Source organism: Pseudomonas kielensis, assembly GCF_014236655.1.
Taxonomy (GTDB): Bacteria; Pseudomonadota; Gammaproteobacteria; order Pseudomonadales; family Pseudomonadaceae; genus Aquipseudomonas; species Aquipseudomonas kielensis.
Map to the genome: position 1 here is coordinate 15872 of NZ_JACMYG010000020.1, position 22617 is coordinate 38488.

19 protein-coding genes are annotated in these 22617 nt (G+C 61.8%); 9 read left to right on the plus strand and 10 right to left on the minus strand.

The window, feature by feature from the left end; genetic code table 11:
- Positions 1 to 197: 197 nt before the first annotated feature.
- The 7 genes from H7995_RS18140 (at position 198) to H7995_RS18170 (ending at position 8023) form a co-directional block, all read left to right on the plus strand.
- On the plus strand, positions 198 to 1856 hold the full coding sequence (locus H7995_RS18140) for a Na/Pi cotransporter family protein (protein ID WP_166588974.1): 1659 nt from the start codon (positions 198 to 200) through the stop codon (positions 1854 to 1856).
- Between the two features lie 80 nt (positions 1857 to 1936).
- Positions 1937 to 3313 carry a M16 family metallopeptidase gene (locus H7995_RS18145; RefSeq protein ID WP_185818700.1) on the plus strand — a complete coding sequence of 459 codons (1377 nt, stop codon included), beginning with the start codon at positions 1937 to 1939 and terminating at the stop codon, positions 3311 to 3313.
- A gap of 79 nt (positions 3314 to 3392) precedes the next feature.
- Positions 3393 to 4436, plus strand: coding sequence for a DUF5924 family protein (locus tag H7995_RS18150; RefSeq protein WP_185818701.1), 1044 nt, complete (start codon positions 3393 to 3395; stop codon positions 4434 to 4436).
- A gap of 54 nt (positions 4437 to 4490) precedes the next feature.
- Positions 4491 to 5636 carry an ABC transporter permease gene (locus tag H7995_RS18155; RefSeq protein WP_166588971.1) on the plus strand — a complete coding sequence of 382 codons (1146 nt, stop codon included), beginning with the start codon at positions 4491 to 4493 and terminating at the stop codon, positions 5634 to 5636.
- Positions 5633 to 6436: an ATP-binding cassette domain-containing protein gene (locus tag H7995_RS18160; RefSeq protein WP_185818702.1), complete on the plus strand. Its 804-nt coding sequence runs from the start codon at positions 5633 to 5635 to the stop codon at positions 6434 to 6436. The genes H7995_RS18155 and H7995_RS18160 overlap by 4 nt, the downstream gene beginning before the upstream one ends.
- Position 6437: 1 nt before the next feature.
- Complete coding sequence (locus H7995_RS18165) at positions 6438 to 7376, plus strand: MlaD family protein (protein ID WP_182342986.1); 939 nt, start codon at positions 6438 to 6440, stop codon at positions 7374 to 7376.
- Positions 7373 to 8023 (plus strand): ABC-type transport auxiliary lipoprotein family protein, encoded by a 651-nt coding sequence (locus tag H7995_RS18170; protein ID WP_166588968.1) that lies wholly within the window; start codon positions 7373 to 7375, stop codon positions 8021 to 8023. Before H7995_RS18165 ends, H7995_RS18170 begins: the two co-directional genes overlap by 4 nt.
- 131 nt (positions 8024 to 8154) lie before the next feature.
- Here H7995_RS18170 and H7995_RS18175 read toward each other — a convergent pair whose 3' ends face one another.
- The 4 genes from H7995_RS18175 to H7995_RS18190 all read right to left on the minus strand — a co-directional run bounded on the left by H7995_RS18175 (position 8155) and on the right by H7995_RS18190 (position 12163).
- Positions 8155 to 9384, minus strand: a complete 1230-nt coding sequence (locus H7995_RS18175; protein WP_166588967.1) for a nucleoside recognition domain-containing protein — start codon at positions 9382 to 9384, stop codon at positions 8155 to 8157.
- A gap of 138 nt (positions 9385 to 9522) precedes the next feature.
- The gene (gltP, locus tag H7995_RS18180) at positions 9523 to 10854 is read right to left on the minus strand and encodes a glutamate/aspartate:proton symporter GltP (protein ID WP_166588966.1); all 1332 of its coding nucleotides are present in this window, start codon (positions 10852 to 10854) and stop codon (positions 9523 to 9525) included.
- A 784-nt stretch (positions 10855 to 11638) separates the two neighbouring features.
- Entirely contained in the window at positions 11639 to 11803 is a 165-nt protein-coding gene (locus H7995_RS18185) for a DUF1328 domain-containing protein (protein ID WP_002555679.1), read from the minus strand.
- A 72-nt stretch (positions 11804 to 11875) separates the two neighbouring features.
- Positions 11876 to 12163 (minus strand): hypothetical protein, encoded by a 288-nt coding sequence (locus H7995_RS18190; RefSeq protein WP_166588965.1) that lies wholly within the window; start codon positions 12161 to 12163, stop codon positions 11876 to 11878.
- Between the two features lie 445 nt (positions 12164 to 12608).
- Between H7995_RS18190 and algB the strand changes: the two genes are divergently transcribed.
- Positions 12609 to 13955, plus strand: coding sequence for a sigma-54-dependent response regulator transcription factor AlgB (gene algB / locus H7995_RS18195; protein ID WP_166588964.1), 1347 nt, complete (start codon positions 12609 to 12611; stop codon positions 13953 to 13955).
- Positions 13956 to 13965: 10 nt separating this feature from the next.
- On the plus strand, positions 13966 to 15756 hold the full coding sequence (locus H7995_RS18200) for an ATP-binding protein (protein ID WP_166588963.1): 1791 nt from the start codon (positions 13966 to 13968) through the stop codon (positions 15754 to 15756).
- Between the two features lie 7 nt (positions 15757 to 15763).
- Here H7995_RS18200 and H7995_RS18205 read toward each other — a convergent pair whose 3' ends face one another.
- From H7995_RS18205 to H7995_RS18230, 6 genes are all read right to left on the minus strand, one after another.
- The gene (locus H7995_RS18205; RefSeq protein WP_185818703.1) at positions 15764 to 17380 is read right to left on the minus strand and encodes an EAL domain-containing protein; all 1617 of its coding nucleotides are present in this window, start codon (positions 17378 to 17380) and stop codon (positions 15764 to 15766) included.
- 73 nt (positions 17381 to 17453) lie between these two features.
- Entirely contained in the window at positions 17454 to 18233 is a 780-nt protein-coding gene (locus H7995_RS18210) for an N-acetylmuramoyl-L-alanine amidase (protein ID WP_166588961.1), read from the minus strand.
- A gap of 103 nt (positions 18234 to 18336) precedes the next feature.
- Positions 18337 to 20265: a GGDEF domain-containing protein gene (locus H7995_RS18215; protein WP_166588960.1), complete on the minus strand. Its 1929-nt coding sequence runs from the start codon at positions 20263 to 20265 to the stop codon at positions 18337 to 18339.
- Positions 20262 to 21140, minus strand: a complete 879-nt coding sequence (locus H7995_RS18220) for an endonuclease/exonuclease/phosphatase family protein (protein WP_166588959.1) — start codon at positions 21138 to 21140, stop codon at positions 20262 to 20264. Before H7995_RS18220 ends, H7995_RS18215 begins: the two co-directional genes overlap by 4 nt.
- Positions 21141 to 21152: 12 nt before the next feature.
- Complete coding sequence (locus H7995_RS18225) at positions 21153 to 21782, minus strand: thiol:disulfide interchange protein DsbA/DsbL (protein ID WP_166588958.1); 630 nt, start codon at positions 21780 to 21782, stop codon at positions 21153 to 21155.
- A gap of 199 nt (positions 21783 to 21981) precedes the next feature.
- A complete protein-coding gene (locus H7995_RS18230; protein WP_166588957.1) occupies positions 21982 to 22584 on the minus strand; it encodes a c-type cytochrome in 603 nt (200 codons plus the stop codon).
- Positions 22585 to 22617 lie beyond the last annotated feature (33 nt).

Genomic DNA, 22617 nt, shown 5'->3' on the forward strand with positions numbered 1-22617 from the left:
GAAGGGGGCTCTCGCAAGCCCCCTTTTTTACGTCCGCATGAAGCTGTTTTCATGACAGTTTTGTTTCATTTGACGCTTTAGGCATGCGATGCTGGCGCCACGGCCGTTAGCCAACTACAGCTTAAGTACAGAATGTAGAAATCGCGCGGTACTGCTCACTTGCCCCTTTGGGGCGCTATTCCACCAGGGGGCCTGTCATGCTGACCCTGCTCAATTTATTGTCTGCCGTGGCCTTGCTGATCTGGGGCACGCACATCGTCCGAACCGGCATCCTGCGGGTCTACGGTTCCAACCTGCGCCATGTCATTGGCCGCAACATGTCCAAGCGCTGGCTAGCCTTTATTGCCGGGATCCTGGTCACCGCCATGGTCCAGAGCAGTAACGCCACCGCAATGCTGGTGACCTCCTTTGTCGGCCAGGGCCTGATGGCCCTGACCCCGGCGCTGGCGACCATGCTCGGCGCCGATGTCGGTACCGCGCTGATGGCCCGCGTCCTGACCCTGGACCTGTCCTGGCTGTCGCCGCTGCTGATTTTCCTCGGGGTAATCCTGTTCCTCTCGCGCAAACAGACCCGCGTTGGCCAGATGGGCCGGGTCGGCATCGGCCTGGGGCTGATCATCCTGGCGCTGCAACTGATCGTCGAAGCGGCTGCGCCCATCACCCATGCCCAGGGCGTCAAGGTGCTGTTTGCCTCCCTGACGGGCGACATCCTGCTCGACGCCTTGATCGGCGCACTGTTCGCGATGATTTCCTACTCCAGCCTGGCCGCCGTCCTGCTCACCGCGACCCTCGCCGGGGCCGGGGTCATCAGCTTGCCCGTGGCCATTGGCCTGGTGATTGGCGCCAACATCGGCAGCGGGGTACTGGCCTTCCTCAGCACCAGCATGCAGAACGCCGCCGGCCGGCAAGTGGCGCTGGGCAGCCTGCTGTACAAGTTGATCGGGCTGCTGCTGATCATTCCGGTACTCGATCCCCTGGTGCACTGGATGGACAGCCTCGATTACAGCCCCCAAGGCCTGGTGATTGGCTTCCACCTGCTCTACAACACGGCGCGCTGCCTGGTGCTGCTGCCCAGCGTTGGCCCCATGGCGCGGCTGTGTGCGTGGCTGCTGCCAGAACGCCCGGAAACCAACGGCCAGGCCAAGGCCAGGCACCTGGACCTCGCCGCCCTGGCCACCCCCAGCCTGGCCCTGGCCAATGCCGCGCGGGAAACCCTGCGCATGGGCGACCTGATCGAGAACATGCTCGAAGCCATGCTCGACGTGCTGCGAGGCAAACAGACCGCAGTGCCCCAGCAAATGCGCAGCCTGAGCGATGACGTCGAGGCTCTCTACAGCGCCATCAAACTCTACCTGGCGCAGATGCCCCGCGAAGACCTGAGCGACCAGGACAGCCGGCGCTGGGCAGAAATCATCGAACTGGCGATCAACCTGAAACTGGCCTCGGACCTGATCGAGCGCATGCTGCGCAAAGTCCAGCAGCAAAAGACTTCGCAGCGCCGCTCCTTTTCCGATGTGGGCCTGGAAGAACTCACCGGGTTGCACCAGCAGTTGATCGCCAACCTGCGCCTGGGGCTGTCGGTGTTCCTCAGCGCCGACAAGGAAAGCGCCCGGCAATTGCTGCGTGAGAAACGTCGCTTCCGCGCCCAGGAAAGGCGCCTGGCCCACGCCCACGTCAGCCGCCTACAACGCAAGATCGTCCAGAGCATCGAGACCAGTTCCCTGCACCTGGAACTGATCGCCGACATGAAACGCTTGAACTCGCTATTCTGCAGCAGCGCCTATGTAGTGCTGGAGACCTCCGAGACCGGCGCCCTGGCGGTCGACGATATGGCTGACATCACCCATTCTCCCTGAACGTCTAGCGTTGCCAGCAGTCATTTGCAAAGCTTGAGGGAAAACCCCGCTCCCCGCATTTACCCGCCAGGAAGGTTGTTATGCGTTGTCTGTTGTTTGCGTGCCTGCTGCTGGGCTCCACCTGCACCTGGGCCCTGGACCGCCTGCAAGTCGAGGGCTATGTGCTGCAAAACGGCCTGCAGATCCTGCTCAAGCCCAGCACTGAACGCGGGCATGTGGCAATCCGCCTGGTCGTCGGCGTGGGCATCGACGACTTTTCCTGCGCCGACAAGGAACTGCCACACCTGCTGGAGCATGTGCTGTTCAGCGGCATCGATGCCGGCGGCGAAGGAGGGCTGGAGGAACGCATGCAAGGCCTCGGCGGGGAATGGAATGCCTTTACCAGCAACGCCGACACCACCTTTGTCATCGAGGCTCCGGCGAAGAACCAGCGCAAAGTCCTCGACCTGCTCCTGGCGCTGCTGACCGAAACCCGCATCGACGACAACGCGATCAATGCCGCCAAACAGGTGGTCGAACGTGAAGACGGCGGCCACTACTCCCACTTGCAGCGCTGGCTCGACCGCCAGGACCTGGGCCATACCGCCAGCAACCAGTTGGCCGTGGAACTGGGGCTCAAGTGCCAGGAGCGCTCCGAAGTCCACTCGCTGACCCGCGAACAGCTGGAGCAGGTGCGCCAGGAGTGGTACGCCCCCAACAACATGACACTGATTATCGTCGGCGACCTCGATCGCCTGCTGCCAGCCTACCTGGAACGCACCTACGGTCATCTGAAGCCGGTCGAACCCACGGCGCACCCGGCCCTGGCACAGGTGCAGAGCCCGGCCCAGGCCCGGCGGGAGCTGATTCACGGCTGGGTCGGCGATGCCGCCAAGCTGCACTGGCTGTTCCCCGAGCCGATCCTCGACGCCCAATACGACGAAACCTACGACCTGCTCAAGGACTACCTCGACTGGGCGCTTTACCGCCAGTTGCGCCTGGCCCACAGCCTGTCCTACGGCCCTGCAGCGGAACGCGAAGTGTTTGGCGGCATCGGCTTCATGAGCCTGAACGCCGACCTGGAGCGCGATGACCTGGCCCAGGCGCAGCAGGTACTGGCGCAGCTCAAGGCCGACCTGCTGCACAATGGCCTCGACCCCGCCACGTTCGCGCGCCTCAAACAGGCCGCCATCGCCCGCCAGGCCTGGGCGGTGCAGGGCAATAGCGCACTGGCCGACTATTACTGGAGCGCCCTGGGCGACTTTGAAGACGGACAATTTGCCGACCCGGTCAAACGCTTGCGTGCCGTGACGCTCAAACAGGCGAACCTGGCCCTGCGACAACTGCTTGAACAGCCGGGGTACGTGCGAATCGAAAAACCGCTGCTCAGCTATGATCAACTGGCCTGGTTGCTGGGTGGGATAGTGGCGTTGCTGGTGCTCGGCGCACTGGGCTGGCGTTTTCATCGCCGAACCTGAAGGTGTGCACCGCGACCGGATGTCTCTCGGCGCTGGTATCCTAGGTCGGTTTTTCCTACGAATAGTGTGAACCGCCAACATGCCGAACCTGACCCTTTACGTCCAGCGCATCCTCGAGCTGATGAAGCGCTACCCCGGGGTCATCGCGCTCGGTGGTTTCATCTCGGGGGTCGGCAGCTTCATTCTGGTGGATCGGCAACAAGGCCTGGCCACCTGGATCGCGATCATCATGCTGGTCAGCTGGGTCTGGCTGATGCTGGAAAACAGCCTGACGCAGTTGTTCACCAAGGTGTTCAAGCGCGAAATCCCGCAGCCGCTGCTGCGCTACGCGACCCAGATGATCCACCAGGAAAGCCTGTTTTTCGTCCTGCCGTTCTTTTTCATCACCACCACCTGGAACAGCGGGCAGCTGGCGTTTACCGGACTGCTCGGCGCCGCCGCACTGATTTCCATCACTGATCCGCTCTATTACAAATGGCTGGCTCCGCGCCGCTGGCTGTTCCTGGCGATGCACACCCTGACGCTGTTTGCCGCCCTGCTGACCGCGCTGCCGATCATCCTGCACCTGACCACCTCGCAGAGTTTCAAGCTGGCGCTGGGCATCGCCATGCTGCTGTCCTTCCCGAGCCTGGCGTCGATCTTTCCGATTCGTACCGTGCGCGGTGGCCTGAGCGTGCTGTGCATCACCGTGGCGATCGGTGCCACCGGCTGGTTCCTGCGCTCCTGGGTACCGCCCGCCACGTTGTGGATGACCGAGGTGGCGATCAGCACCCAGCTGCAGGACCGCACCCCGGGCGCCAGCCTGGAGCAGGTCAGCGTCGCCCAGTTACGGCGCGACGGCCTGTACGCCTACACCGCCATCAACGCCCCGCGCGGCCTGGACGAGCGGATCTATCACGTGTGGAAATTCAACGGCAAGGAAGTTGACCGTATTGCCCTGGATATCCACGGTGGGCGCAAGGAAGGCTACCGGGCCTGGACCCACAAGCAGAACTTCCCTGGCAACCCGGTCGGCAAATGGCAGGTCCGGGTGCTGACCGAAGACGGCCAGGTGATTGGTGTGCTGCGCTTCGTGGTCACCGACACAGGTCAAGACAACCCGGCGCCGAACCAGGCAAAGTAACAAGGATCGTGCTATTAGGTAGCACTGCGTCGCAGCCGAACAAGCAAGGAGCTTATGAGCGATACGACAACCGGCACTGCCCAGCTCGATACTTCCCACAGCCCTGCGCAGCTCAGGGTCACGGGCGACTGGACGCTTGCCCACTACGCCAACCTCAAGCAGTTGAGCGAAACCCTCAAGGGCCAGTACGACGACCGCGCCACCATTGACCTCAATGGCCTGGGCGCGCTCGACACCGCCGGTGCCTCCTTGCTGGTCGAGCTGCTGGGGGCCGAGCGCCTCGGCAAAACCGCCGAGCATCCCGACTGCAGCCTGTCCGCCGCCGACCGCGCGCTGCTGCACACGGTCTACAACTCGATGGCCGACTTCTGTGTCCCGGTAAAGCAACCCGAGGTCAACGTCGGCATTCAATTGCTGACCCGTATTGGCCGAGCCGTGGACACCGTCTGGCAGGATTCCCTGAAACTGCTGGGGTTCGTCGGGCTGATCCTGGAAACCATCGCCCGCAGCCTGTTTCGCCCCTCCCGCTGGCGGATCACGCCCATGGTCGCGCACATCGAGCAGACCGGGCTCGATGCCGCTCCGATCGTCGCGCTGCTGACCTTCCTGGTGGGCGCGGTCGTGGCCTTCCTCGGCGCCACGGTGCTCGCCAGTTTTGGTGCCAGTATCTTTACCGTGGACTTAGTGGCGTTCTCCTTCCTGCGTGAGTTCGGCGTGCTGCTGACCGCGATCCTCATGGCGGGTCGCACCGCCAGTGCCTTTACCGCCCAAATCGGCTCGATGAAGGCCAACGAAGAAATCGACGCCATCCGCACCCTGGGCCTGGACCCGGTCGAGCTGCTGGTGGTGCCACGAGTCCTGGCGTTGCTGGTGGCCCTGCCAATGCTGACGTTCCTGGCGATGCTCTCGGGGATTGTCGGCGGCGGCGTGGTCTGTGCCCTCACGCTGGATATCTCGCCAGCGATGTTCCTCTCGCTGCTGCAGTCGGATATCGGCGTCCAACACTTCCTGGTGGGCATGGTCAAGGCGCCGATCTTCGCCTTCCTGATCGCCGCCGTCGGCTGCCTGGAAGGCTTCAAGGTCAGCGGCAGTGCCGAGTCCGTCGGCGCCCACACCACCTCCAGCGTGGTGCAATCGATTTTTGTGGTGATCGTCCTGGATGCGGTCGCCGCACTGTTCTTTATGGAGATGGGCTGGTGAGTCGCTTACCCCGTGCGCCGACCGAGGCGGTGATTGAAGTCCGTGGGCTGTGCAATCGTTTCGGCAGCCAGAGCGTGCATGAAAACCTCGACCTGGACTTGTACAAGGGCGAGATTCTCGCCGTGGTAGGCGGCTCCGGCAGCGGTAAATCGGTGCTGCTGCGCAGCATCATTGGCCTGCGTCAGCCCAGCGAAGGTAATGTCACGGTGTTCGGCAAAAACCTGCCGAGCCTCTCGGAAGACGAACGTTCGAGGGTGGAACGGCGCTTCGGCGTGCTGTTCCAGAAAGGCGCGCTGTTTTCGTCGCTGACCGTGACCGAAAACGTCGCGCTGCCGCTGATCGAACATGCCGGGCTGAGCCGCGCGGATGCCGAGCACCTGGCCGCGGTCAAGCTGGCGCTGGCCGGGTTGCCGCTGTCAGCCGCCGACAAATACCCGGCCTCGCTGTCCGGCGGCATGATCAAGCGCGCGGCCCTGGCCCGGGCGCTGGCGCTGGACCCGGACATCCTGTTTCTCGATGAACCGACCGCCGGCCTCGACCCCATTGGCGCGGCCGCCTTCGATCAATTGATCCTGACCCTGCGTGATGCGCTGGGGCTGAGTGTGTTCCTGGTCACCCACGATCTCGACACGCTCTACACCATCACCGACCGGGTGGCGGTGCTGGCGCAGAAGAAGGTGCTGGTGGCGGACGCCATCGATATCGTCTCGGAAACCGACGACGCCTGGATTCACCAATACTTTCATGGCCCACGCGGCCGCGCGGCGCTCAGCGCCGCTTCACAGCTCAACGAGGTATGACATGGAAACCCGAGCCCATCATGTATTGATCGGCCTGTTCACTGTCCTGGTAGTGGCCGGTGCCTTGCTGTTCGGTCTGTGGCTGGCCAAATCCAGCGTCGACAGCGAGTTCAAGGACTATGAAGTGGTCTTCAACGAGGCCGTCAGCGGCCTGTCCAAAGGCAGCGCGGTGCAGTACAGCGGGATCAAGGTCGGCGATGTGGTGAGCCTGCGCCTGGACCCCAAGGACCCGCGCCGGGTCCTGGCACGCATCCGCCTGGGCGGCGAGACCCCGATCAAGGAAGACACCCAGGCCAAGCTGGCCCTGACCGGCATCACCGGCACCTCGATCATCCAGCTCAGTGGCGGTACCCCGCAAAGTCCTGAACTGCGGGGCAAGGACGGCAAGTTACCGATCATTGTCGCCTCGCCATCGCCCATCGCGCGCCTGCTGAACAACAGCGACGACGTGATGAGCAGCATCAACCGCCTGCTGTACAACGCCAACGAGATGCTCTCGCCGGAAAACGTCGAGCGCCTGGGCAAGACCCTGGCCAACCTGGAGCAGACCACCGGGGCCATTGCCGAGCAGCGCGGGGATATCCGCCAGGCCATGCAGCAACTCTCGGCCATTGGCAAACAGGCCACCGCCACCCTGGAACAGACCACCGCGCTGATGCGCAACGCCAACGGCCTGCTCAACGACCAGGGCAAGCAGATGTTCGGCAGCGCCGAGCAGGCGATGAAGTCCCTGGAGCAGAGCACGGCAACCATCAACACACTGCTGACCAGCAATCAGGACGCCCTGAGCAACGGCATGCAGGGGCTCAACGGCCTGGCGCCGGCCGTGCGCGAATTGCGCGACACCCTGAGCTCGCTGCGGGCCATCTCTCGTCGCCTGGAGTCCAACCCCAGCGGTTACCTGCTCGGCAGCGACACGGACAAGGAGTTCACACCATGAAGCGCGTCTACCGCCCATTCGCCCACGGGGCCCTGCTGGCGAGCCTGGCCCTGGCCAGCGCCTGCTCCATTCTGCCCAAGGCCGAGCCGCAGGACGTGTATCGCCTGCCCGCCACCCAGGGCCCGGCCGCCACGACACGCGCCACCCCGGTAGCGTGGTCGCTGCGCCTGGCCAAACCGCAGGCGGGCGATGCGCTCAACAGCGCGAAAATCGCGGTGATCCCCCAAGGTGACCTGATCAGCAGCTACAAGGCCTCGCGCTGGAGCGACCCCACCCCGATCCTGCTGCGCAACCGCCTGCTCGATGGCTTTACCGAGGATGGCCGGGTACGCCTGCTGAGCATCGACGACAGCAATCTGCAGACTGACCTGGAGCTGGGCGGCAACCTGCAGGCGTTCCAGAGTGAGTACCTGGGCAGTGGCGTGCAGGTGGTGATCCGCCTGGATGCCCTGCTGGTGCGCGGCAGCGACCAACGGATCCTCGCCAGCAAACGCTTTGAAGTGCGCCAGCCGGTGAGTGACGTCAAGGTGCCAGGCGTGGTGACGGGGTTTGGCCAGGCCGGCGATACGCTGACCCGGCAAGTGGTTGCCTGGACGGTGGAGCAGGGGCAAAAGCATGCCCCCAAACCCGACGCATCATCCTTGTAGCAGCTGTCGAGTCCGCGAGGCTGCGTCAACGGCCGCAGGACGTTCATTCGGCTGGGTAATGCAGAGGTCGCTGCGCAGCCCAGCGCAGCCTTCGCCAACTGCTACAGGACACTATGCAGCGGCGTTTGGGTTCAGCCAAAGAACCAGTAGCAGACCCCGATTGCCGCCAGCACCCCGGCCAGCTCCGCCAACAGTGCGCACCCCACGGCGTGTCGCGCACGCTGGATACCCACTGCACCGAAGTACACCGCCAACACATAGAAGGTGGTTTCGGTACTGCCCTGAACGGTCGCGGCCACCAGCGCTGGAAAACTGTCCACACCCGACGTCTGCATGGTTTCGATCAGCATCGCCCGCGCGGCACTGCCCGAGAACGGCTTGACCATCGCAGTCGGCAGGGCGTCGACGAAGCGCGTGTCCCAGCCCGCCCACTCCACCAGATGGCGAATGCCGTCGAGACCGAAGTCCAGCGCCCCGGAAGCCCGCAATACGCCTACCGCACACAGCATCGCCACCAAGTAGGGCAACAGGTTCTTGGCCACGTCGAAGCCTTCCTTGGCGCCTTCGACGAATGCTTCATACACCTTGACCTTGCGCAGCGCGCCAATCACCAGAAACAGCATGATCAGGCCGAACAGCGTCAGGTTGCCGAGGATCGAGGACAAGCCTGCCAGCGCGGTGGCTGAGAGCGTCGCCAGCAGGGCCATGAAGCCACCCAGGACCAACGCACCGGGAATCAGGTAGGCAAGCACCACCGGGTCCCACAGGCGCAGGCGTTGCATGAATGCCACCGACAGCAGCCCGACCAGCGTCGAACAACTGGTGGCCAGCAGGATCGGCAAGAACACCAGGGTCGGATCCGGCGCGCCTTGCTGGGCGCGATACATGAAGATCGTCACCGGCAGCAACGTCAACGACGAGGCATTCAGGACCAGGAACAGGATCTGCGCATTGCTCGCCACCGTTGCACTGGGGTTGAGCTCTTGCAGCGCCTTCATCGCCTTGAGGCCGATCGGTGTCGCCGCGTTGTCCAGGCCCAGGCCGTTGGCAGCGAAGTTGAGGGTGATCAGACCGATGGCCGGATGGCCCGCTGGCACTTCCGGCATCAGGCGCAGGAATAAAGGGCCCAGGGCCTTGGCCAGCCACTCGACGATCCCGGCCTTTTCAGCGATCCGCAAAAAGCCCAGCCACAGGGTCAGGGTGCCGAACAGCAGCACCATCACCTCGACCGACAGCTTGGCCATGGCGAAAATGCTTTCCACCATCGCCGCGAAGATCCCGGCATTGCCGCCAATCAGCCACTGCGCCAGTGCCGAAATGGCCGCCACGATGAAAAAGCCAAGCCACAGGCCGTTGAGCATCAGTCAAATCCCCCAGAAGATGCGGCGAATGATAGCGGCGTGGGCAGAAACGACAAACCCCGGATTTCTCCGGGGTTTGTCTTTGCCTGCTATCGAGCACGGTGGGAGCGGGCGGGCCCACTCCCACAGTGCCGGGTGTCAGTTCTTGGACGCCTGACCCGCCGGCAGCTTGTCCTTGCTGCGCCAGTGCGGCAGGGAGTTCCAGTAGCGCTGGCCCTTGGCATCGTCGTACATGCCTTCCCAACGCGCGATGACCAGTACGGCCAGGGCGTTGCCGATCACGTTCAGTGCGGTACGGGCCATGTCCATGATGCGGTCGACACCGGCAATGAACGCCAGGCCTTCCAGCGGAATACCCACGCTGCCCAAGGTGGCCAGCAGCACCACGAAGGACACGCCCGGCACGCCGGCGATACCTTTGGAGGTGACCATCAGGGTCAGGACCAGCAGCAGCTGCTGGCTGATCGACAGGTCGATACCGTACAGCTGGGCAATGAATATCGCCGCGATGCTCTGGTACAGGGTCGAACCGTCGAGGTTGAACGAGTAGCCGGTCGGTACCACAAAGCTGCAAATGGCTTTCGGCGCGCCGTAGGCTTCCATCTTCTCGATCACGCGCGGCAGCACGGTTTCCGAGCTCGCGGTGGAGTAGGCCAGCACCAGCTCATCCTTGAAGATGCGCATCAGCTTGATCACCGAGAAACCGAACAGACGAGCGATGATGCCCAGCACCACGAAGGCGAAGAAGGCGATGGCGAAGTAAACCAGGATCACCAGTTTGGCCAGCGGCAGCAGGGAAGCGAAGCCGAAGTTGGCCACGGTCACCGCGATCAGGGCAAACACACCGATCGGCGCGTAGTTCATGATCATGTGAGTGACCTTGAACATGCTTTCCGATACGCCCTGGAACATCTTCACCAGCGGTTCGCGCAGGTCAGACTGCAGGCTCGACAAGCCGAGACCGAACAGCACCGAGAAGAAGATGATCGGCAGCATCTCGCCACGCGCCATGGCAGCAAAGATGTTCGATGGAATCAGGTTGAGGATGGTCTCGATGAACGCATGTTCATGCTGAACCTCGGCCGCCGTCGCCTGGTACTTGGAAATATCCACAGTGCCCAGGGTGCTCATGTCGATGCCGGAGCCCGGGTGGAACAGGTTGGCCAGCACCAGACCCACCAGAATGGCGATGGTGGTGACAATTTCGAAGTAGATGATGGTCTTCAGACCAATGCGCCCGAGTTTCTTCGCGTCACCCACGCCAGCAATGCCGACGATCAGCGAGGAGATCACGATCGGGATCACGATCATCTTGATCAGACGGATAAAGATATCGCCCGCTGGTTGCAGGACGTTGCTGATCCACCAGGCTTTTTCAGCACTGAAGTGGTTGAGCAGTGCGCCGATTGCTATACCCAGGACCAGACCGATGAGGATCTGCCAGGCGAGGCTAAGCTTTGCCTTCTTCATATCATTACCCTTACTTGCGTTTGACTCGGACAGATGCACGAACTGGAACACCCAATGGCGTAAAAGCGTGTGCACCTGCCCCCGTATAAGGTTACCCGGAGCGCGTATTTCGGCTCTCTGGCAGGCGAAAAAAGGCGCAACTATTCCGATGCAACGGGACCACGTCTAATGCCGTAAACGCCTACCCTATGCCGAATCGGCATGAGTTTTTTTAAGTAAAACGACCGTCCCAACCGGTTCGAATGCGACATTTCGGCAGGCATAAGTGCCGTGAACCGGCCATCGCAGAGCAGACTGGTTATTAATTGACCAGTCAATTACGTACAAAAATTAGCGATTTTCCCTACTCGATGCGTCGAAAAATGATCAGAAAATAATCGCAAATTTCTCGATATACGGTCGCCAGGAAACACTGGGAAATGGTTTGTCAGAAAGGATTGTTGTCTGTGACCCAAGCAGAATAGCTCAAGTGCTCTAACTCAATGTTTTACCCACATAAACGCGCCGCCCGTTCCCCCAGTCAAGATCGACTGGCGAACGGGCGACGCTGCTTTGCCTGACCCGGCCCTTTCGCAGGCACTCCCTGTACCCGTAGGTCACTCCGATCCTGCAACAATCAGAACGTCCCGGCCCCTTGGTCATACGCACACCTTCCTCGGGTGGGCGTAAAGGAAAGAGACGTCATCCGGCTCTTTCGGTTTTCAATTCAGGTGCTCATTCAACGAGCCCTGGCCTTGCCACCCGCAGTGGGGCGGCGCCAGTGCCTTCACGCAACCGCTCAGTGTCAGCCTCGACCACGACGGCCGAAGAAGAAGGAAACGACAAACATCACCAGGAACACGACAAAGAGAATCTTGGCGATACCCGTGGCGGTGCCCGCGATACCACCGAAGCCCAGTACGGCAGCGACAATGGCAATGATCAAGAATGTGATTGCCCAGCTCAACATGATGACTCTCCTTACGCTTCGATTAGAGGTGCAGCTGTTCCCGATGCATGGAGCCGGCACCAGGTCTATTGCCTAGAACACCCAACGCTCCTGACGGGGCATGTCGACCTCAGGCTGAGCCTGGTCAACGTCCATCATGCGCATGGGGGCCGCATCAGCCGTCTGGCTGCTGACGGCGCTGAAATGGGTCTGGGTGAAATGTTGAGTCGGCGTCAGCGCAGCATCGGGCTGCTGGCTGTGCTGCCAGAGCATGAATTGCTGGCCGCCGATCAAGGTGATCACCAGCGCAAGGACGGTGAACAGCCCTTGCTGGACATACAGTGGCGAAAGACGCAATTGGGCGGCACGTTGGCGATTCATCCTGAAACTCCTCCCACACTGGTGGTTATTGTTGGTTTAGGGCGAATCTGCTTGAACGCCCGGGGCTATTCAGTACATTGCAGACTGCATGCCATTTTTTCCGATGGCAATAAACCCAATAAAATCAATTACTTATATACAAATGAAAAACCAGACTGAACGCATCCTGCACGATGCACCACGCCTGGGTCGTGCGTTCTGCACGATTGATTTGCAGCCGAGGGAAAATTTTTGGAATGTATCGGGGGCCGCGGATGTCAGAAAAGGAGACATGCACACGGCCGGAGCTCGTCTTTTCGCTAAAAATCTAGCTATTTCATATAGTTAGCGAATGAGAGAGGGAATAACTACCCGGCTTCAAGCAGAAGCGGCCAGAATCAACCATGCAACTTGCCCGATTTCGTCGGGACTAACTAAGATCATTCATTTAAGGAGCGCAGGAAAGATGGAATCCGCCAACGAGCATCAAGGCCGCATTCTGCTGGTGGACGATGAATCCGCCATCCTGCGCACCTTCCGCTATTGCCTTGAAGACGAAGGCTACAGCGTCGCCACCGCCAACAGCGCCGCCCAGGCCGATGCCCTGCTGCAACGCCAGGTCTTCGACCTGTGTTTCCTGGACTTGCGCCTGGGTGAAGACAACGGTCTCGATGTACTGGCGCAGATGCGCATCCAGGCACCCTGGATGCGCGTGGTCATCGTCACCGCGCACTCGGCCGTGGACACCGCCGTCGACGCCATCCAAGCCGGCGCCGCCGACTACCTGGTAAAACCTTGCAGCCCGGACCAATTGCGCCTGGCCACCGCCAAACAGCTTGAAGTGCGACAACTCTCGGCCCGTCTTGAAGCCCTTGAAGGTGAAATGCGTAAACCCAGCGATGGCCTGGACTCCCACAGCCCGGCCATGAAAGTGGTGCTCGAAACCGCCCGCCAGGTCGCCAGCACCGACGCCAACATCCTGATACTCGGCGAGTCCGGCACCGGTAAAGGCGAGCTGGCGCGAGCCATTCACGGCTGGAGCAAGCGCGCGAAAAAATCCTGTGTGACCATCAACTGCCCGTCGCTGACCGCCGAGCTGATGGAAAGCGAGCTGTTCGGCCACAGCCGGGGAGCGTTTACCGGCGCCAGCGAAAGCACCCTCGGCCGGGTCAACCAGGCGGACGGCGGCACGCTGTTCCTCGACGAGATCGGCGACTTTCCCCTGACTTTGCAGCCTAAACTGCTGCGATTCATCCAAGACAAGGAATATGAGCGAGTTGGCGATCCGGTTACCCGGCGCGCTGATGTACGAATCCTCGCGGCCACCAACCTCAACCTGGAAGACATGGTCCGCGACGGGCGCTTCCGCGAAGACCTTCTCTACCGCCTGAACGTCATCACCCTGCACCTGCCGCCGCTGCGTGAGCGCGCCGAGGACATCCTGACCCTGGCCGATCGCTTCCTGGCCCGCTTCGTCAAGGAGTACGCGCGCCCGGCCCGCGGTTTCAGCAACGAGGCGCGCGAAGCGCTGCTGAGCTACCGCTGGCCCGGCAACATCCGCGAGCTGCGTAACGTTGTGGAGCGAGCGAGCATCATCTGCCCGCAGGAGCGGGTCGAGATCAGTCATTTGGGCATGGCCGAACAGCCCACCAACAACGCCCCGCGCATCGGCGCGGCCTTGAGCCTGGATGAGCTGGAAAAAGCCCACATTGGCGCAGTACTGGCCAGCGCCGGGACCCTCGACCAAGCCGCCAAGACCCTGGGAATCGACGCCTCGACCCTGTACCGCAAACGCAAACAGTACAACCTGTGAGCGCCACCTTATGAAACTGGCGATGAAGTTGCGCACCCGTCTGTTTCTGAGTATCTCGGCCTTGATGACTGTGGCCCTGCTCGGGCTGGTGCTCGGGCTGGTCAGCGTGATGCAGATGGCGAGTAATCAGGAGGTGCTGATCCGCGACAACTTCATCACCCTGGACCTGGGCCTCAAGCTGCGCCAGACCTTGGGCGATCAACTGATGATCATGCTCAACCAGGCCCCCGACCTGGCGGCGCTGGAAAATTCCGAGCGGCACTACTTCGAGTTGCTCGATCAAGGCATCACCCATGAAAACCGCCTGGACAACGGCCACCATGGTTTCCAGCAAGCCCGGGATGACTATCTGTCCTTCCTCAAGGCATTCAGCAACTCCCAGGAGCCTTCCGGCAGCCTCAGTGGCAACCAGGAGCTGACCGACAAATTCAACGTTCTGCGCAATGGCCTGATCAACGAACACAAACAAGCGCTGGAGAACATCAACAGTACCCAACGCAAAGCCCGCGAACGTGCGTTGCTGGTGGCCGGCTCCCTGGGCCTTGTCGGGTTGGCGGTGCTGATCATCGGCTTTGTCACCGCCCATGGCATCGCCCGCCGCTTCGGCGAACCGATCGAAGCGCTGGCCAAGGCCGCCGACAACATCGGCCAGGGCAACTTCGACGTCACCCTGCCACTGTCCCCTGCGGTGGAAATGAACCAGTTGACCCGCCGCTTCGGCATCATGGCCGAAGCCCTGCGCGAACATCAGGCCACCAACGTCGATGAATTACTGGCCGGCCAGCAGCGCCTTCAGGCGGTACTCGACAGCATCGATGACGGCTTGTTGATGATCGATCGCCAGGGCCAGCTGGAACACATGAACCCGGTGGCACAACGCCAACTGGGCTGGGATGACGACCGCCTTGGCCTGGCTTTGGGTGTCGCGCTGCAACGCCCGGAACTCGACGAACAACTGCAATTGGTATTGCGCGGCGGCTCACTGGAACGCGCGCCGGATGACCTGAGCATCGAGGTCGACGGCGAATCGCGCCTGCTGACCTACAGCCTGACCCCCGTCAGTCATACCGAAGGCCATATCCTCGGAGCGGTGATGGTGCTGCGCGACGTTACCGAGCAGCGGGCCTTCGAGCGGGTGCGCAGCGAATTCGTGCTGCGCGCCTCCCATGAACTGCGCACACCGGTCACTGGTATGCACATGGCGTTCGGCTTGTTTCGCGAGCGCGCGCACTTTGCCCAGGACTCCCGGGAAACCGACCTCCTCGACACCGTCAATGAAGAAATGCAGCGCCTGATGCAGTTGATCAACGACCTGCTGAATTTCTCGCGGTATCAGAACGGCCTGCAAAAGCTCACCCTGGCCCCCTGCAACATTGATGACTTGTTGGAGCAGGCCCAAGGCCGCTTCCTTGAGCGAGCCCATGAGCAAGGCATCGAATTGCTGGTGGAAATCCAGGCGCCGCTGCCGCGCTTGCAGGCCGATCAGCCGCAACTGGAGCGGGTACTGGACAACCTCATCGACAACGCCCTGCGCCACACCAGCGAAAAAGGCCAGATCCGCCTCCAGGCCCGGCGCCACGGCGAACGGGTGATTGTCAGCGTCGAAGACAATGGCGAAGGCATCGCCTATGGCCAGCAAGGCCGGATCTTCGAACCCTTTGTACAGGTCGGGCGCAAGAAGGGCGGCGCGGGGCTGGGCCTGGCCCTGTGCAAGGAAATCGTCCAACTGCACGGCGGGCGCATGGGCGTCTACTCAAGACCGGGGCAGGGGACGCAGTTCTATCTGGCGTTGCCGCTTTGACGTGCGCTCACGCCTTGTCATCAATCCGCCGTGGCGCCATGTGGCGTCCGCGTGTCACCAGTTCGATCAACTGCATGGCGGTCAGGGCGTGGGCGAACAGCCAGCCCTGGCCGTAGTTGACCCCTTCGCTGCTCAGGTACATGGCCTGGGCTTCGTGTTCGATGCCTTCGGCGATCACCTTGAGCTCCAGGGCATGGGCCATGCGGATGATATGGGGCGCGACGCCGCTGCTGGCCGCGTCATGGCCCAGGGCATCGATAAAGGCCTTGTCGATTTTCAGGCAATCCACGGGCAGGGTTTGCAGATACGCCAGGCTGCAGTAACCGGTGCCAAAGTCGTCGATCAGCACCTGATGCCCGGCGTCACGCAGGGCTTGCAGGTTTTCCCGGGCGACCACCACATCGATCAAGCCGCGTTCGGTGACCTCAAACGCGATCTGCCGGGCCGCCACCCGGTGCAAGGCCAGCAAGCGCGACATGACTTCGCCGATCCTCGGCACCATCACATCACACGCCGCCAGGTTGACTGAGATGTACAGCTGCGGATAAGCGCGCAGCAGTTGGCCCAGTTGTTCCAGCAGCCGCTGCAGAACGAAGTCAGTAATTTGCCGGATCTGCCCGCTGTCTTCGGCCATGGGAATGAACAGATCAGGACTGGTCAGGGTGCCGTCCGGCCGGCGCCAGCGCAATAAAGCCTCGGCGCCTACGCAGTTACGGCTTCGCAGATCGAAGATCGGTTGATAGAGCACTTGTAACTCGCCGCGCTTGAGGGCGCCCTGCAGTTCGCCACCCATGGACTGGCGCTGGCGGGCCAACAGAAACACCAACGCACCGATGCTCAAACCCAGTACCAGGCTCGCCGGTACCAGCCACCACCACAAGGCCGGCAGGTGCATGGCGGTGCGCGGAGAAATCAGCACCAGTTGGTATTCCGGGTTGTTGGTCGGCATGCGGTAGATCAGGCGGTTCTGGGTAATTTGCAGTGGCTCGTTGCTGAATGGCGACCAGGGTTCCGACGGTGGCCAGGCTTGCGGAGCCCCCAGGACCGGAATGGCCCGCGTGCCATGGTCGAGCACCACCAGCAGGCTGCTGCCAGGCGACAGGTCGACCATGTCAGTCAAATGCCCGCGCGAGGTCGCCACCCGAAAATTGCCACGCCCCAGCATCAACGCCGCACGGTTTTCATCGGGTTCGGTGGAGGTATTGAGCCAATAGCTGTAGGTCGGCCCCTTGATGTCGGGGGGGCGGATGGCCGAGAGGGCTTCCTGATGGGGGCGGTTGGAGCAGAATTGGGCCTGGTCGATGTACGCCGCTTCATAGACGAAGCGGTAACTGAAACTGACCTGCTGCAAGGTGGTGAACATTTTCATGTCGCAGCCGCGCAGTGGCTGGGCCTCGAGGTCGTCCAGGCCTTCGCGCAACTGGCCGAACAACTGCTCGAGACGTTCGAGGAAACGCTCCCCCTGGCTGTTCATCTGATCGCTTTCGCGCTGCTGTACTTGACGCAAAGTCACGCCCAGGCTGCCGGCCAGTAGTAAAGCAACACTCAACGCAGCCGCCAGTATCGCCAAAGACCAAGGGCGATAGAACCAACTGCGCAGGGTCTCTCGTGCGGCGGCCATCATTGAACATCCAAAGGATTACCAATGAGTTATAGCTACTGATTGAGCTTTCGCGCTGACCGTCGGGCGGGCGTCATTATTTTGTCTGATTCAACACCTGCAGGATCGCCGCACTCTGCGCGTCTGGCGTACCGTCGAACAGCGTCGGGCGAAAGCGCATCTGGAAGGCCGCCAGGACGTGACGGGTGGCGACATCCAGCTCGCCGGTCTGCGGCGTGGTGTAGCCCAGGTGGGACAACTGTTCCTGGAACCAACTGATACTCGGCAACTGGGCGGCAAACCGCGCTTGCTCGCGCGCCACCGCCTGCTCATTGGGCCACAGCGCCACCCCGGCCTCGGCCAAACGCTTCCAGGGGAACAGCGGCCCCGGATCGAGCTTGCGCAGCGGCGCGATGTCACTATGGCCGATCACCTGCCGTGGGCTGATGCCATTGCGCTTGTTGATGTCCTTGAGCAGGAAGATCAGCGATTGCACCTGGGCTTCGCTGTAGGGATACCAGACACGCCCGGTCGGTGTATCGGTAAACCCCGGGTTGACGATCTCGATGCCGATCGAGCTGGAATTCAGCCAGGTGCGCCCTTGCCATTCGCTTTCCCCGGCATGCCAGGCGCGTCGGTTCTCATCCACCAGCTTGTAGATGGTCGCGTTCTTGTCATCCCCTACCAGGTAGTGGCTGCTGACCTCGCCACGGGTCAACAACGCCAATGAACGCTCCAGCGAAGCGGAGGTGTAGTGCACCACCACGAACTGGATCCGGTTGTCTTGATTGACCGAGGGATGGCTGGTATCGATTCGCGGACCGCTGGCGCAACCGGCCAGGACAAGGAGGGATACAAGCAGGGTGATGAATTTCATGACGATGGCAGTACTCTGCGGACGATAATGCAACAAGCGTAACGTACCGCCTGACTCCAGACCGGCAAAAGCCCGTCATTTAAACAAAATGGAACAAATGCCCTCAGCCCGCCTCGACACGGTTGCGGCCGGCATTTTTTGCTCGGTACAGCGCCTGATCGGCTCTTTTGAGCACCAGATCGCTGTGTTCTCCCGACTTGAACGCCGACACGCCAATGGACGCCGTGAGGGTCACCGGCTCCCCCTTGAAATGAAACGGGCAGGCTTCAATAGCGGCGCGCAAACTCTCCAGCAACTTGATCCCCACCACCAACGCGGTAGCGGGCATCAGCAAGACAAACTCTTCGCCGCCAAACCGGGCAATGAAATCCGTGCCGCGCAGGCGTTTGCGCAACACCGTGGCGATGATTTTCAGCACTTTGTCGCCGGCCAGGTGGCCGTAGTTATCGTTGATGTGCTTGAAATGATCGAGATCGAGCATCGCCAGCAACAGGGTATTGCCGTGTTGCTGCCATTGGCCGACTTCATGCTCCAGGCGCTCGCTCCAGGCTGCGCGATTGGGCAAGCCGGTCAACGGGTCGACCAGGGCTTTCTGGCGCTGTTCTTCGAGGTGTTCACGATAACCCTGGGCTTCCTGCTCCATGCTGGCCACCCGCGCGGCCAGGCCCTGCAGGCGCGCCGCGACTTCCTGCTCGCGCTCGTCACGTTGCTTCTGGTGCTGATCCATGGTGCTCAGCAAGCCTTCAAGGTGGTTCTCCAGCACGTGCTTGAGCCCCTCCAGGTCCGCGGCCTCCTGCATGCTGCTCTGCAAGCCGTCGACCTGCTCACGGATCTGCGTATCCAGCTCCCGCGCCGCCGAACGGTTGTCGGCGTGACCTGCGCTGGCCGCCTGCAGGTTGCTCTGGAACGACTCCAGGCGCTCGTTGAGCTGTTTGAGGTAGACCTCGAACTCATGCTGGCCACTGTCGGTGATCGCCAGCATCAACACCGCCAGGTCATCGAGGATCGGCAGCAGTTCGTACCAGTTCAGCCCGTTTTTCAGGCGCTCGCGCATGGCTTCGGCTTGCGGTCGATGGCGTTCGGGCAACGACAGGTCGTCCAGCAGCCCCAACAGCGTGCTTTCTATGTGCTTGGCCACCGAGCTATAGGAGGGTTCGGGCGAATCCGGCAGCGCATAGAACAGCTCCGGTTCGCCCGGCTGGGGTTCCGGCTCGGCGACGATGTCGGTCTGCAGAGGGACCATGGACAGCTCGTCCGCTGGCGACAGGGCTGCGTCGTCGTCCAGTGGCGTGTCAGCCGCAGCGCAGTCGGCAACCGGTTCCGGCAGCGAGGCGAGGGCAGGCTCCTGCAGCAACTGGACGTCGGTCTCGACCTCAAGCTGGACCTGAGGCGCCACTGTCGCTGGGGCAACTACCGCCGGAGCGGCTGATGACGAGGCCTCAATCAACCGCTCAGGGGCGGCTGGCGCAGCATGCGTCGCAACGGCGGGCAGGCCGTCTGGCTCCTGATCACGCGCACCGAACAGGCGTTGCAACAACCCCGGACGATTGAGCTCCGCGGGGTTATCGAGAAGGCTCAGCGCCTGGCCCTGCAAGCCGCTGTACTCACCCAACAGCAGCGGTATCTCGCGGGCTTGGCCAACGCGCCCATCCAGTTGCTTGGCAAAGGTCTTGAGCGGACGACTGACCTCGCGGGGCAGGGGCAAGCGCTGCAGTTGTCGGACCAACTCGGACAACGCCGTGCCGATTTGATCGACGCGGGTCTCGCGCCGCTGCTCGGAGTCGAGCACGGCTTTTTCCAGGCGCGGCAACAGGGCGGCCAGGCCTGCATCCATGTCGTCGGTGCGGATGACTTCGCGCATTTCCTTCATGCACTGGTCGACCGCGCGGTCCGTGCCTTCGGCCGCCAGCGTGCTGCGCACCAGCCCGCGACGCAGCAAGTCGAGACGGGCATCCCATCGACGTTCGAGTTTTTCCTGTTGTTCGATGCTTTTGAGGTACTTCTCTTTCCAGCGGTTGGCTTCGTCGCTCATTCAGGGGTTCCGCGAGGGGCAGGACTCAACGCGGGCAATGCATCAGCCGTGAGCGAACCCGGCAGACGAATCTCTACCGCGACCGGCAGGTGATCGGAAATCGGTTGCGCCAGCACTTCGACCCGTTCGAGGGTCAGCGATGGGCTGAGCAGGATGTGGTCCAGGCAGCGTTGCGGGCGCCAACTGGGGAAGGTCGCTTCGACCTGGGGCGCGAGCAGGCCCAGATCACGCAATGGCGAGCTTTGCAGCAGGTCACTGGCGTGGGTGTTCATGTCGCCCATGAGGACTTGGTGCTTATAGTCGCCGATCAGGTCGCGAATGTACGCCAGTTGCAGGGTCCTGACCCGGGCGCCCAACGCCAGGTGCATCATAACCACCACCAGCGCCTCCGGCCCTTCGCCAAACCGCACGAGAATCGCGCCGCGCCCCTTGGGCCCAGGCAATGGGTGATCTTCGATCACCCACGGACGCAGACGGCTAAGCACGCCATTGCTGTGCTGGCCGAGCCGACCGAGGTTGCGGTTGAGCTGTTGGTACCAATAGGGGAAGGCACCGAGCTGGGCCAGGTGCTCGACCTGGTTGACGTAGCCTGAACGCAGGCTGCCGCCATCGGCCTCCTGCAGCGCGACCAGGTCATAGTCGCCCAGCAGGTTGCCGATCTTCTGCAGATTGTCGGCACGCCCGGTGTGTGGCAGCAGATGCTGCCAGCCCCGGGTCAGGTAATGCCGATAACGCTCGGTACTGATACCGACCTGGATGTTGAAGCTGAGCAGGCGCAGACGGCTGTCTGCGGGCAAGCCCGAGGGCTCCAGATGGTGCTCGTTGACCTGCGGATCATGCCGGCCAACGATGCGTTCAGTACTCCAGCGGCGCATGGCGTGCGCCGCTTACTTAGCGGCGCGCTCCTTGGCGATCAACTGATCAGCCACGCTCAGGGCGCCTTCCGGGCCACCGGCGGTGCCGAGGTCAAAGCGGTACTTGCCATTGACGACCATGGTCGGTACGCCGGAGATCTGGTAGGCCTGGGCCTTTTTCTTGGCGTCCTCGACCTTGCCTTTGACGGCGAACGAGTTGAAGGTGCTGAGGAACTTGTCCTTGTCGACGCCTTCGCCAGCCAAAAACTCGGCCATCTCTTCAGGGGTCGCGAGTTTCTTGCCGCTGTGGATCGCTTCGAACACGGCCTTGTGGACCTTATGCTCCACACCCATGGCTTCCAGGGTGATGAACAGTTGGCCATGGACGTTCCAGATACCACCGAACATGGCCGGAATACGCACGAAATTCACGTCGGCTGGCAGCTTATCGGCCCATGGGTTGATGGTCGGCTCGAATGCGTAGCAATGCGGGCAGCCGTACCAGAACAGTTCCACGACTTCGATCTTGCCAGGCACCGCCACCGGGACGGCGTTGCTCAGTTCGACATATTGTTTACCGGCTTCAAGCGGTTCGGCCGCCTGGGCGGTCATGCCGAACAGGCTGGCGGTGACGAGTGCGGCGCTGAGAATCAGATTACGCATGCTTTGCTCCTGGACACATTGGCTCGCCTCGCGCGACCTGCGGTCTGGCAGGTCATGGCGGGCATCAGTTTTCTAGTGTAACGGCAGCAGCCACAAAAAAGGGCGGCCTAGGCCACCCTTTTATGCTTGCATCGAAGGATTAATCGAGCGTTAACGTCGCGCGGGTACGATACCTCGCGCAGCGCCCGCTCAATCGGCCTTAGTGCAGGCCTTGAATGTAGCTGGACACCGCTTCGATGTCCTTGTTGCTCAGCTTCGCTGCAACGCTTTGCATGATCTTCGCGTCATCGTTGACACGGTTACCTTCACGGAAATCGGTCAACTGCTTAGCGGTGTATTGTGCGTGCTGGCCACCCAGGTGCGGGAAGCCCCCTGCCGCGTTGCCGCTGCCGTTAGGCGAGTGGCAACCGGTGCATGAAGGCATGCCCTGGTCCAGCTTGCCGCCGCGGAACAACTCTTCACCGCGAGCCACGACTTTCGGATCCGCTGCGCCGACACTGCCTTTCTGGCTGGCGAAGTAGGCAGAGAGATCCGCCAGGTCCTGATCACTCAGGTTGGTCAGCAGGCCGGTCATTTCCAGAACGGTGCGCTTGCCCGACTTGATGTCGTGCAGTTGCTTGTTCAGGTAACGCTCACCCTGACCCGCCAGTTTTGGAAAATTTGGCGCCATGCTGTTGCCATCCGGGCCATGGCAAGCGCCACATACTGCGGCTTTCGCCTGACCAGCAGTCGCATCACCTGCAGCATGGGCAATGCCGGAGATCCCCACGGTCAACAGCAGACTCACGATCAATTTGTTCATCAGCTAATCCAACTACGGCTAAGGGTTAAAGAG